Below are 11359 nucleotides of genomic sequence, written 5' to 3'. Positions count from 1 at the left end.
AGCTTCAACATCTATGACATCTGCTACGCGGAAACCCCGCAAGACCAGCAGGCGTACGTCGAGTACATCAATAAAGAGTACAACGCGAAACGTCTGACGCAGATCCTCACGGAAGTTGTCGATATCATTGGTGCCAACATCCTGAACATCGCGAGTCAGGACTATGAACCCCAGGGCGCCAGCGTCACGATTCTGATTTCTGAAGAGCCGGTCACCCCGACCGACAGCCAGATCGAAGAATCGCCGGGCCCGTTGCCCGAAATTATCCTGGCCCACCTCGACAAGAGCCACATCACGGTGCACACCTATCCGGAAATTCATCCGGACGACGGTATTGCCACGTTCCGTGTGGACATCGACGTGTCGACGTGTGGTGTCATCTCACCGCTGAAAGCGCTCAATTTCCTCATTCACCAGTTCGATTCGGACATCGTGACTGTGGATTATCGTGTGCGCGGCTTCACCCGTGACGTTGAAGGCAACAAGCACTTCATCGACCACGAGATCAACTCGATCCAGAACTACCTCTCCGAAGACACTCGCGACGCGTACCAGATGACCGACGTGAACGTGTACCAGGAAAACCTGTTCCACACCAAAATGCTGCTAAAGAACTTCGAACTGGATAACTACCTGTTCGGCGACGCGACCAGCAGCCTGTCCTCCGAGCAGCGTGCTCAGGTGACCGACCGGGTGAAACACGAAATGCTGGAAATCTTCTACGCGCGCAACATGCCGACCTAAGATTCCCGCACACAAAAAAAGGCGACCTCTCGGTCGCCTTTTTTCATGTCTGCCATAACCCCCTTGTAGGAGCAAAGCTTGCTCGCGAAGGGTCCCTACGCAACAACACACAAACAGACCTCAAATCCGATAAGTACTCTTGGTCATCACCTTCGCCAAAATACTCATCCCGAACTTCACCGGCGCCGGAAAACGAAACCCTCCAGCCTCCAGCGCACTCTCCGCATGATGCTCTTCATCAATACGCATCTGCTCCAGAATCGCCCGGGACTTCTCGTCCTCAGCCGGCAATTGCTCCAGATGTTCATTCAAGTGTTTGCACACCTGATGCTCGGTCGCCGCCACAAAGCCCAGACTTACTTTGTCGCTGATCAACCCGGCCACCGCGCCAATCCCGAACGACATCCCGTAAAACAGCGGATTGAGCACACTGGTATGGCTGCCCAACTGGTGAATGCGCTGTTCGCACCAGACCAGATGATCAATCTCTTCTTCAGCCGCGTGCTCCATGGCTGCGCGCACTTGCGGCAACTTGGCGGTCAGCGCTTGTCCTTGGTACAACGCCTGGGCGCAGACTTCACCGGTGTGGTTGATGCGCATCAGACCGGCGACGTGGCGGGTGTCTTCGTCGCTCATCTGCGTGTCCGGCTGCAAGATCGCTGGCGACGGACGGTACGGCTGGCCACTGGAGGGCAGCAGGGTACGCATCGCGGCATCGGCTTGCAGCAGAAGACGGTCAATCGGCGAGTAGTGACGTTGGGTAGTCATGCTGACCTCCGGGAAGAATCTCGGCGGCCAGTTTAACCGAATCGGCCGGGGAAGGTTTGCGCTGGGTCATTCGGCACGCTGGATGCGCTTGATGTGCTGGATGTACTGGGGGGCTTTATGTAGGAGCTGCCGAAGGCTGCGATCTTTTGATCTTGTTTTGCTACCTCGAAGATCAAAAGATCGCAGCCTTCGGCAGCTCCTACAGGTGACAAACCGCAGGCCTGGTCGGTGAATCTTAGCCCGGAGGCCAGTTCATCTGGCGCTGACCAAGTACATGCATATGAATGTGGTAAACCGTCTGGCCACCTTTTTCATTGCAGTTCATCACCACGCGGAAGCCGTCCTCGCAACCCAGTTCCAGTGCCAGACGCTGCGCAGTGAACAGGATATGCCCGGCCAAAGCCTTGTCATCTTCGGTCAGGTCATTGAGGGTGCGCACCGGTTTCTTCGGGATCACCAGAAAATGCACCGGTGCCTGAGGGGCGATGTCGTGGAAGGCCAGAACCTGGTCGTCCTCGTAAATGATCTTGGCCGGGATTTCCCGGTTGATGATCTTGGTGAACAGAGTATCCACTGCTGTTTTCTCCGTTGTTTGGGCTGAATCGAGTGTACCGCGTTGAATCGTGCTGCTTCAGCGCGGGCAGTAAGCTTTATTAACCATGCCGACAATCGTGCGGTTAAGCCAGCGCGAACCCAGTCGCGGCAGGAACGCGAACCAGCGGTTGCGGCGCCCCGGAATGATGATCGCGCGGTTCTTGTCGAGGGCGCGCACGGTGTACAGCGCGACTTCCTCGGGACTCATCAGCACGTTGCTGGCGTTGAGCTTTTCCGTGTTCAGTTGTGCGGTGCGGAAAAATGCCGTGCGGGTCGGGCCGGGGCAGAGCACCGAGACTTTGACTGCGCACTTCTTCAGCTCGACCCGCAACGCTTCGGAAAAGTGCAGCACATAAGCCTTGCTGGCGAAGTAAGTGCTCATCCACGGGCCGGGATTGAACGCCGCCACCGAAGCGACGTTGAGAATCTGCCCGCCACCTTGCAGCGCCATGCTGTTACCGATCGCATGACAAAGGCGGGTGAGGGCGAGGATGTTCACCTCGATCAGATCCTGCTCGGTCATCCAGTCATGCGCGAGGAACGGGCCGCAAGTGCCGATACCCGCACAGTTCACCAGCAAATCAATCTGCCGATCGCCTTCTTCCAGTTCCAGCAGAAAACCGGACAAGCGCAACGGCTCGCCGAGATCGCAGGCGCGGAACAACACTTCGACGCCGAAGCGCTGGGTCAATTCGATCGCAATGCTTTCCAGCTGATCACGCTGTCGAGCCACAAGAATCAGGCTGCGGCCGCGCCGGGCCAGAGCTTCGGCCATGGCCAGGCCGATGCCGCTGGAGGCGCCGGTGATCAGAGCGTAACGGGTCATGCAATTCTCCATCGCAACAGCTCCGCGCCGGCGACGCGGGTGTCACGGCGGGGAGCGCTGTTCATTCTTTCGCAGAGTCTACAGGGGCCTGCGCCGGTTCGGCTGCCTCGTCGGCGGAATTCGCTGCAGGTTCGACCTCGACGTCGATTTCATCGGTGGTCACTGAACCGCTTTGGTAGCTGCTTTCCAGATTGCTTTCATATTCGTCCTGGACGGCCGAGAACCCGCCGAATATCCCACCGACAAAGATCAACGCGAAGAACACGATCCACAACGAGCACAGCACTTTGACCGCTGTGCTGTTCGGTGGCGGCGGCGGGCCGTAGCGATTGGCGCCGGTATTGCCTGGCACGACCATGATCACCAGCGGGAAGAAACTGCCCACCACCGGCACCAGGTTGAGCAACCAGAGCCAGCCCGACCAGCCGATATCGTGCAGGCGCTGAACGCTGAATAGAATGCTGACGATGAAAAAGCCGAGGAACAAAAAGAAGGCGAGAATCCCGCCGATGATCAAGCCAGTGGTCGATTCGCCGCTGACCAGCCCCAAGGCGATCAGTGCGAACACACCCACTATCGGTAGCGTCACCAGGCCGAGCACCATTGTCCAGGCGAGAAAACGCAGACGACCGATCCGGCCTTCGACCCCAAACGGCTTGAGCGTTGCGAAGGCCGGCAGACTTTCGCCGACGCTGGCACGCGGCGGTGCATAAGGGGAATCGGGCTCGGCCACGGCGGGGGCATGCTCGTGGACGTCATTGAGGTTCAGCTCGATAGCGGTTTCATTTTCAATGCGCGCATCAATCCCGGTTTTGTTCAGCGCTTGCAGGTATGTCTGCGCATCGCCGTGGGAAAGATCACGTTTGAGGGCGACGACGCTGCCATTGAAGAGACGCTCAATCGCGGCCACATCGCTTTTGAATAGATTCGCCAGATTGAGTTTGGCGGTCGTGATATCGACACCGGGCTGTAGAGCACCGTCGAAAACGATCTTGTAACGGGGGTCGCTCATGGCCGAGGCATCCTTGTCGCGAATGATTGAGGGTCAGCAGTGTAAGGCCAGTCAACGGGCGACTGGCCTGTTTTTATTGGCGAGGCCAGCGTTTTGGTAACTGTGCCGCGCGCTCCTGCGCATGACGATACTCGGCGTCGAGTCGTGCGATCAACTGATCGACACTCGGCAGGTCATCGATCTGCCCGACACCTTGACCGGCAGACCATACGGTCTTCCAGGCCTTGGCCTCGTCATTGATCGGCTTGAGCTTGTCGCCAAAATTCACTTCGCCCTTGCCTTGCAGGGCAGCCGTATCGAAACCGGCGGCTTGCAGGCTCTGGCGCATGAAGCTGGCCGGAACCCCTGACACCGCTGGAGTATGAATAATGTCCGCAGCCTTGGCTGTCAGGAGCATCTCCTTGTAAGCGTCAGGCGCATGACTTTCAGTGGTGCCGATAAATCGCGTACCGAAGTAGGCCAAATCCGCGCCGAGCAGTTGTGCGGCGAGAATCTCATGGCCGTGGTTCAAACATCCTGCAAGCAATAGCGTCTTGTCGAAGAACTCACGGATCTCGGCGATCAGCGCAAACGGACTCCAGGTACCGGCATGGCCCCCGGCGCCGGCGGCGACCGCGATCAAACCATCGACCCCGGCCTCGGCCGCTTTCTCGGCATGCCGGCGCGTGGTGACGTCATGGAAGACCAGGCCACCATAACTGTGTACCGCGTCGACCAACTCCTTCACCGCGCCGAGGCTGGTGATGACGATCGGCACTTTGTGTTCGACGCAGATGTTCAGATCCGCCTGCAAGCGCGGATTGCTGTTGTGCACGATCAGGTTCACTGCGTAGGGCGCGGGGTTCTCCAGTGTCGCAAGGCCCGCTTCGATCTGTTCCAGCCACGCTTTGAAGCCGCTGCTTTCGCGTTGGTTCAACGCGGGGAAACTGCCGACTACGCCATTACGGCAGCAGGCGAGCACCAACTCAGGGTTGGAAATCAGAAACATCGGCGCTGCCACTACGGGCAGACGCAGACGTTGTTCGAGCAAAGCGGGCAGCGACATGATGAATACCCCAGAGATCTGTTCTTGTTGAAGTTAGAACGGCTTGACCACGACCAGAATTACAATAGCCAGCAATATCAGAACCGGCACTTCATTGAACCAGCGATAAAAGACATGGCTGCGGGTGTTTTCGCCACGGGCAAAACGTTTTACCTGCGCGCCGCACATGTGGTGGTAGCCGATCAGCAAAACGACCAGAGTCAGTTTGGCGTGAATCCAGCCGCCCATGCTGAAGATGCTCGGATTGAGGTAGATCAGCCAGCCGCCGAAGATCAGCGTGGCAATCATCGCCGGGCCCATGATGCCGCGGTACAACTTGCGCTCCATGACGCTGAAGCGTTCTTTGCTGATCGTGTCTTCGCTTTGCGCGTGATACACGAACAGTCGCGGCAAGTAGAACAGTCCGGCAAACCAGCAAACGACGCTGACAATGTGAAAAGCTTTTATCCATAAATAGAGCATTTTTAGTTATTCCAGGTTCACGGTACCCGGATAGTAGAGGCTTGAGCGTCCGCACGTCACCTTGACGGTTGTCGCAGGGCCGCGCGGCCCCTATTATCGACGGCTTTCCAGTGGGTTCTTTGAGGGCAGGTTATGGTCAAGGTCGGTATCGTCGGCGGCACGGGTTACACCGGTGTCGAATTGCTGCGTCTGTTGGCACAGCATCCGCAGGCAGAAGTGGTTGTGATCACTTCCCGATCCGAGGCCGGTCTGGCCGTGGCTGATATGTACCCGAACCTGCGCGGCCACTACGACGGCTTGGCCTTCAGCGTGCCGGACATCAAAACCCTCGGCGCTTGCGATGTGGTGTTCTTCGCCACGCCGCACGGTGTGGCTCACGCACTGGCGGGCGAACTGCTGGCAGCGGGCACCAAGGTCATCGACCTGTCGGCGGACTTCCGTCTGCAAGACGCGGAAGAGTGGGCCAAGTGGTACGGCCAGCCGCACGGCGCGCCTGAACTGCTAGACGAAGCGGTTTACGGTCTGCCGGAAGTCAATCGCGAACAGATCAAGAAAGCTCGTCTGATCGCGGTGCCGGGTTGCTATCCGACCGCGACGCAGCTGGGTTTCCTGCCTTTGCTTGAAGCTGGTTTGGCCAACACATCGATGCTAATCGCCGACTGCAAATCCGGTGTCAGCGGCGCCGGTCGCGGTGCGGCTGTAGGCTCGTTGTACTCCGAGACGTCGGAAAGCATGAAGGCGTACGCGGTAAAAGGTCATCGTCACCTGCCGGAAATTCGCCAGGGTCTGCGTCGCGCAGCGGGCAAGGACGTGGGGCTGACCTTCGTTCCGCACCTGACGCCGATGATTCGTGGCATTCATTCCACGCTCTACGCGACCGTGGTTGATCGTTCGGTGGATCTGCAGGCTCTGTTCGAAAAGCGTTATGCCAACGAACCGTTCGTCGACGTGATGCCAGCCGGTAGTCATCCGGAAACCCGCAGCGTGCGTGGCGCCAATGTCTGCCGCATCGCGGTGCACCGTCCACAGGATGGCGATCTGGTGGTGGTGTTGTCGGTGATCGACAACCTGGTCAAAGGCGCGTCGGGCCAAGCGGTGCAGAACATGAACATCCTGTTCGGTCTGGACGAGCGCTTCGGCCTGTCTCACGCCGGTATGCTGCCATAAGGGCAGCTACAAGCTTCAAGTTGTGAGCCGCAAGCTTGAAGCTCGCAGCTTGAATCTTGCCGCTGCTCCTCTAATAGTTGACCGATTTTCTAGGAGAAGCGGATAATGCGCGTCATCACGCATTATGGCGGCGTAACGCCGGGAGATAGTCAGCATGAGCGTCGAATCCTTCACCCCCACGGCTTTGCAATTCACCCACGGTGCCGCGCACAAGGTGAAGAGCCTGGTCGATGAAGAGGGGAATGATCGCTTGAAGCTGCGCGTATTCGTTACGGGCGGCGGTTGTTCAGGGTTTCAATACGGTTTCACCTTCGATGAAGACGTGGCCGAGGACGACACCATCGTCGAGCGCGAAGGCGTGAGTCTGGTGGTTGATCCGATGAGCTTCCAGTACCTGGCCGGTGCTGAAGTGGATTACCAGGAAGGTCTGGAAGGTTCGCGCTTCGTGATCAAGAACCCGAACGCCACCACGACCTGTGGTTGCGGTTCTTCGTTCTCGATCTGACGCCTCTTCGTTTCAGATAACAAAACGCCGCAGAGCCTTTCGGTTCTGCGGCGTTTTGCTGTGTGCGGTTTGATCAGGCCGGGTAGATGGCGCCCAAGACGCGAAGACCGCGCGCGCCGGTGACGCTCGGGCGGTTGGCGGCGATGCCTTCGAGGCAGCAATGAGCGAGCCAGGCGAACGCCATGGCTTCAACCCAGTCCGGATCGACGCCGTGAGTGGCAGTGCTGGCTACGGTTGCGTTAGGCAGCAGGGCGGCCAAGCGCTTCATCAATGTGGCGTTATGCGCGCCGCCGCCGCAGACCAGCAACTCTTGGGTGTCGGACTGAGCGCTTTGCAGCGACTCGATGATGGTCAGCGCAGTCAGTTCAAGCAGCGTGGCCTGCACGTTTTCCGCAGCGAAGGCTGGCAACCGTGACAAGTGTTGCTCCAGCCAAGGCAGGTTGAACACTTCGCGACCGGTGCTTTTCGGGCCTTTGGTGACAAAGAATGGATCGCTGAGCAGCGCCTGCAACAGGGTTGGCTCAACAGCGCCTGATCTCGCCCAGTCGCCATTACGGTCGTAGTTTTCACCGCGTTGCTGCTGAATCCAGGCGTCCATCAGAACATTCCCAGGGCCACAGTCGAAACCGGCTACAGGCTTGGTCGGCTCTATCAGACTGAGATTGCTGAAACCGCCGACATTCAAGACTGCCTGGTTACCGGTACGCTCTTCGAACAAAGCTTCATGGAAGGCCGGAACCAGCGGCGCACCCTGACCACCGGCAGCGACATCGCGGCTACGGAAGTCGCTGACCACGGTAATGCCAGTCAATTCGGTGAGCAGGGCAGGGTTGCCGATCTGCACCGTGAAGCCGCGCGCAGGTTCGTGGCGAATGGTCTGGCCGTGGCTGCCGATCGCACGAATGGCTTCGGGTTTGAGTTGCTGCTGATCGAGGAGAGTATGAATACCCTGCGCGGCGAGCTTCACCCAGTGTTGCTGGGCAATCGCCGAACGGGCGATTTCGTCGGGGCCGCTGGCGCACAAGCCAAGCAGCTCGGCGCGCAGGGATTCAGGCATGGGAATGTAGTGCGTGGCGATCAGTTTGATCGCCGAGGTCTGCTCAATCAGAGCAATGTCCAGACCGTCGAGGCTGGTTCCGGACATCACACCGATATAAAGGGCCATGGCTTAACGCTTGCTCGAAGCCAGCATGGTGGCTTTCTCTTGATCCATGCGCGCCATCAGCGGTTGGCTCTGCGCGAGGAAGCGAGCACGCTCGGCTTTGGCGATCGGGTCAGCCATTGGCAGCTTCTGACCCAGCGGATCGACGTGGACGCCGTTGACCTGGAACTCATAGTGCAAGTGCGGGCCGGTGGACAGGCCGGTGGTGCCGATATAGCCGATGACCTGGCCCTGCTTGACGGTACCGCCGGTTTTCACGCCCTTAGCGAAGCCTTGCATGTGGCCGTAAAGGGTACGGTAAGTGTTGCCGTGCTGGATGATCACGGTGTTGCCGTAACCGCCGCGGCGGCCGGCCAGCAATACTTTACCGTCGCCGGCAGCCTTGATAGGCGTACCGCGTGGTGCTGCGTAGTCGACGCCTTTGTGGGCGCGGATCTTGTTGAGGATCGGGTGCTTGCGGCCCATGGAGAACTTCGAGCTGATGCGGGCGAAGTCCACCGGCGTACGGATGAACGCCTTGCGCATGCTGTTGCCGTCAGCGGTGTAGTAGCTGCTGTTGCCTTGTTTGTTGGTGTAACGCACGGCGGTGTAAGTCTTGCCGCGGTTAGTAAAGCGTGCAGAGAGGATCGGGCCAGTGCCGACGGCTTTGCCGTTGACCACTTTTTGCTCGTAGATCACGTCGAATTCATCGCCCTGACGGATGTCCTGAGCGAAGTCGACGTCGTAACCAAACACGCTGGCCATGTCCATGGTCATGCTGTGCGAGAGGCCAGCGCGGGCGGCGGACTGGGACAGCGAGCTGTTGATCACGCCGTGTACGTAAGCGGTGCGTACGGTGGGTTTAGCGGTAACCCGATTGAAGGCATAACCCTTGTCATTTTTGGTCAGGGTAATGGTTTCGACGTCGCTGACCTTGCTGTGCAGGCTGGTCAGTTGGCCTTCCGGGTTCAATTCGAATTCGAGCTTCTGTCCGTGCTTAAGTTGGCTGAACTGTTTGGCTTGTTTATCGCTGGCCAATACTTCGTGAACGGAAGCGGCGGCCAGACCGACCTTTTCAAACAAAGTGGACAGCGTATCGCCCTTGGCGACGACCACTTCGCGATGGCTGGCAGCCTTGGCTTTCTCTGCAGCCGGGGCAGGTGCTGGCTCGGTTTCAGCGGTTTGCGGTGCGTTTTCGTCAGTGTTTTCGATTTGTGCAAATGGCGAGCTGACAGACTCATTTGTGGCTTGAGCGGCGTCAGCAGCGTCTTGATCTTGTGTCAGTTGTTCAGCAGGACTTTCCAGTTCAAGACTCAGGGTCGTCTTTTTGGCTTCAACATCACTGGAAGGGAATACCAGGAGCGCCAGACTGAGAAGGGCAGCGATTCCACTTGCAGCGAGCAGGTGGGTCTTCGGGTAAAGCGGAGGCGCTTTAGACGGTTCTGTGGTCATAAGTAGTTTTGACTTTGAAATATGATGAATTGGAAAAGATGAATGACATGATGAAGATGAAATAACTGTATAAAATATAACCAAATCATCTCTTAAGCAAGTCTACAGACAGCGCGTTTGTGGATTGGTGTCCGTGCGCCGGGCAAAACTTGTAATTGGTGCACGATCTTGTATGGTTGGTTCCCTTTGAATCTGAGCCTTGCGGGTCTGTTATGAAGTCGGTTGAAGAGCAGCTAGCGCTGATTAAACGTGGTGCGGAAGAACTATTGGTCGAGTCCGAGCTGATCGAGAAGCTCAAGCGCGGCCAACCGCTGCGTATCAAGGCTGGTTTCGATCCGACCGCTCCGGATCTGCACTTGGGTCACACGGTGCTTATTAATAAGCTGCGCCAATTCCAGGAACTGGGGCATCAGGTGATCTTCCTTATAGGTGACTTCACCGGGATGATCGGTGATCCGAGCGGCAAGAGCGCCACGCGCCCACCGTTGACCCGTGAGCAAGTCCTGGAAAACGCCGAGACTTATAAGACTCAGGTGTTCAAGATTCTCGATCCGGCGAAAACCGAAGTTGCCTTCAACTCCACCTGGATGGATCAGATGGGGCCGGCAGACTTCATTCGTTTGACTTCGCAGTACACCGTTGCTCGCATGCTTGAGCGCGATGACTTCGACAAGCGCTACACCACCAATCAACCGATCGCTATTCACGAGTTCCTCTATCCGCTGGTTCAGGGTTACGACTCGGTGGCCTTGCGTGCGGACGTTGAGTTGGGCGGCACCGATCAGAAGTTCAACTTGCTGATGGGGCGCGAGCTTCAGCGTGGTTACGGTCAGGAAGCTCAATGCATTCTGACCATGCCGCTGCTAGAAGGACTGGATGGCGTGAAGAAGATGTCCAAGTCGTTGGGCAACTACGTCGGCATTCAGGAAGCGCCGGGCGTCATGTACAGCAAACTGGTTTCGATCCCGGATGCATTGATGTGGCGTTACTTCGAGCTGCTTAGCTTCCGCTCGATGGACGAGATCAATGCGCTGCGTGCTGAGGTAGAAGCAGGCGCCAATCCGCGTGACGTCAAAATCAAGCTGGCTGAAGAAATCGTTGCGCGCTTCCATGGTGAAGAGGCTGCGGCCAATGCTCATCGCGCGGCGGGCAATCGCATGAAGGATGGCGAGCTGCCGGATGACCTGCCAGAGATCGAGCTGACTTCTGCTGAAGACATGCCGATCGCCGCTGTCCTTAATAAGGCAGGCCTGGTGAAGAACTCGGCTGCGGCGCGCGACCTGTTGGCGTCCGGTGGTGTGCGGGTTGATGGTGAAGTGGTTGATCGCTCCTTTATATATGTACTGGGCGCGACTCACGTTTGCCAGGCCGGCAAGAAGGCATTTGCACGGATTACGCTGAAATCCGAGTAATGCTGCAAATAAGGGTTGACGGCGAATTCTAGATGTCTATAATTCGCCCCACTTCCGGCGCAGTCGAAACGGAAAACTCCTTGATATTCAATGAGTTACGCAGTTTTCGACAGCAGGTTGCTTCAGTTCATCGAAGCCAAAAGGAAGTTGAAAAAGAGGTGTTGACAGCAGCGTGTAACGCTGTAGAATTCGCCTCCCGCTGACGAGAGATCTGAAGCGCAAGTGGTTGAA

Annotated in this window: 12 protein-coding genes; 4 read left to right on the top strand and 8 right to left on the bottom strand. The window is 57.6% G+C overall.

From position 1 onward, the window contains the following. Positions 1-744: adenosylmethionine decarboxylase (speD, locus tag ACIP66_RS26850; protein WP_400652140.1), on the top strand; the 744-nt coding region annotated here is incomplete at its 5' end. Positions 745-864: 120 nt separating this feature from the next. Here speD and coq7 read toward each other — a convergent pair. From coq7 to hemJ, 6 genes are all read right to left on the bottom strand, one after another. Next, complete coding sequence (gene coq7, locus ACIP66_RS26845; protein WP_053124355.1) at positions 865-1512, bottom strand: 2-polyprenyl-3-methyl-6-methoxy-1,4-benzoquinone monooxygenase; 648 nt, start codon at positions 1510-1512, stop codon at positions 865-867. A 235-nt stretch (positions 1513-1747) separates the two neighbouring features. Then, positions 1748-2086, bottom strand: coding sequence for a histidine triad nucleotide-binding protein (locus ACIP66_RS26840; protein WP_053124353.1), 339 nt, complete (start codon positions 2084-2086; stop codon positions 1748-1750). Between the two features lie 57 nt (positions 2087-2143). Next, the gene (locus ACIP66_RS26835) at positions 2144-2932 is read right to left on the bottom strand and encodes an SDR family NAD(P)-dependent oxidoreductase (RefSeq protein ID WP_400652137.1); all 789 of its coding nucleotides are present in this window, start codon (positions 2930-2932) and stop codon (positions 2144-2146) included. Positions 2933-2993: 61 nt separating this feature from the next. After that, entirely contained in the window at positions 2994-3944 is a 951-nt protein-coding gene (locus ACIP66_RS26830; RefSeq protein WP_400652135.1) for a DUF805 domain-containing protein, read from the bottom strand. Between the two features lie 73 nt (positions 3945-4017). Then, the gene (locus ACIP66_RS26825) at positions 4018-4989 is read right to left on the bottom strand and encodes an NAD(P)H-dependent flavin oxidoreductase (RefSeq protein WP_400652132.1); all 972 of its coding nucleotides are present in this window, start codon (positions 4987-4989) and stop codon (positions 4018-4020) included. 33 nt (positions 4990-5022) lie between these two features. Continuing rightward, positions 5023-5451, bottom strand: a complete 429-nt coding sequence (gene hemJ / locus ACIP66_RS26820) for a protoporphyrinogen oxidase HemJ (RefSeq protein ID WP_053124346.1) — start codon at positions 5449-5451, stop codon at positions 5023-5025. 132 nt (positions 5452-5583) lie between these two features. Here hemJ and argC point away from each other — a divergent pair, with 132 nt between their 5' ends. Next, positions 5584-6618, top strand: a complete 1035-nt coding sequence (gene argC, locus ACIP66_RS26815; protein ID WP_053124345.1) for an N-acetyl-gamma-glutamyl-phosphate reductase — start codon at positions 5584-5586, stop codon at positions 6616-6618. Between the two features lie 154 nt (positions 6619-6772). Next, entirely contained in the window at positions 6773-7123 is a 351-nt protein-coding gene (gene erpA, locus ACIP66_RS26810; protein ID WP_008077999.1) for an iron-sulfur cluster insertion protein ErpA, read from the top strand. A 73-nt stretch (positions 7124-7196) separates the two neighbouring features. Here erpA and ACIP66_RS26805 read toward each other — a convergent pair whose 3' ends face one another. Further along, positions 7197-8288: an anhydro-N-acetylmuramic acid kinase gene (locus ACIP66_RS26805; protein ID WP_400652128.1), complete on the bottom strand. Its 1092-nt coding sequence runs from the start codon at positions 8286-8288 to the stop codon at positions 7197-7199. Positions 8289-8291: 3 nt separating this feature from the next. After that, positions 8292-9716, bottom strand: a complete 1425-nt coding sequence (locus tag ACIP66_RS26800) for a peptidoglycan DD-metalloendopeptidase family protein (protein ID WP_400652126.1) — start codon at positions 9714-9716, stop codon at positions 8292-8294. 212 nt (positions 9717-9928) lie between these two features. On the opposite strand from ACIP66_RS26800, the gene tyrS reads away from it, so the two are divergent. After that, positions 9929-11128, top strand: coding sequence for a tyrosine--tRNA ligase (gene tyrS, locus ACIP66_RS26795; protein WP_159814830.1), 1200 nt, complete (start codon positions 9929-9931; stop codon positions 11126-11128). Positions 11129-11359: the final 231 nt, after the last annotated feature.

The sequence above is a fragment of the Pseudomonas sp. NPDC088429 genome (assembly GCF_044753305.1).
In the GTDB taxonomy this organism is placed as follows: domain Bacteria; phylum Pseudomonadota; class Gammaproteobacteria; order Pseudomonadales; family Pseudomonadaceae; genus Aquipseudomonas; species Aquipseudomonas rustica.
The sequence above is the reverse complement of the archived record's forward strand: the minus strand, read 5'-3'. Positions and strand labels throughout refer to the sequence as shown.

What these genes read in the sequence shown, in the direction of transcription:
- tyrS (WP_159814830.1), top strand. Translation starts at nt 9,929, where the DNA reads ATGAAGTCGGTTGAAGAGCAGCTAGCGCTGATTAAACGTGGTGCGGAA.
- ACIP66_RS26805 (WP_400652128.1), bottom strand. Translation starts at nt 8,288, where the DNA reads ATGGCCCTTTATATCGGTGTGATGTCCGGAACCAGCCTCGACGGTCTG.
- ACIP66_RS26800 (WP_400652126.1), bottom strand. Translation starts at nt 9,716, where the DNA reads ATGACCACAGAACCGTCTAAAGCGCCTCCGCTTTACCCGAAGACCCAC.
- erpA (WP_008077999.1), top strand. Translation starts at nt 6,773, where the DNA reads ATGAGCGTCGAATCCTTCACCCCCACGGCTTTGCAATTCACCCACGGT.
- ACIP66_RS26830 (WP_400652135.1), bottom strand. Translation starts at nt 3,944, where the DNA reads ATGAGCGACCCCCGTTACAAGATCGTTTTCGACGGTGCTCTACAGCCC.
- ACIP66_RS26825 (WP_400652132.1), bottom strand. Translation starts at nt 4,989, where the DNA reads ATGTCGCTGCCCGCTTTGCTCGAACAACGTCTGCGTCTGCCCGTAGTG.
- coq7 (WP_053124355.1), bottom strand. Translation starts at nt 1,512, where the DNA reads ATGACTACCCAACGTCACTACTCGCCGATTGACCGTCTTCTGCTGCAA.
- ACIP66_RS26835 (WP_400652137.1), bottom strand. Translation starts at nt 2,932, where the DNA reads ATGACCCGTTACGCTCTGATCACCGGCGCCTCCAGCGGCATCGGCCTG.
- hemJ (WP_053124346.1), bottom strand. Translation starts at nt 5,451, where the DNA reads ATGCTCTATTTATGGATAAAAGCTTTTCACATTGTCAGCGTCGTTTGC.
- argC (WP_053124345.1), top strand. Translation starts at nt 5,584, where the DNA reads ATGGTCAAGGTCGGTATCGTCGGCGGCACGGGTTACACCGGTGTCGAA.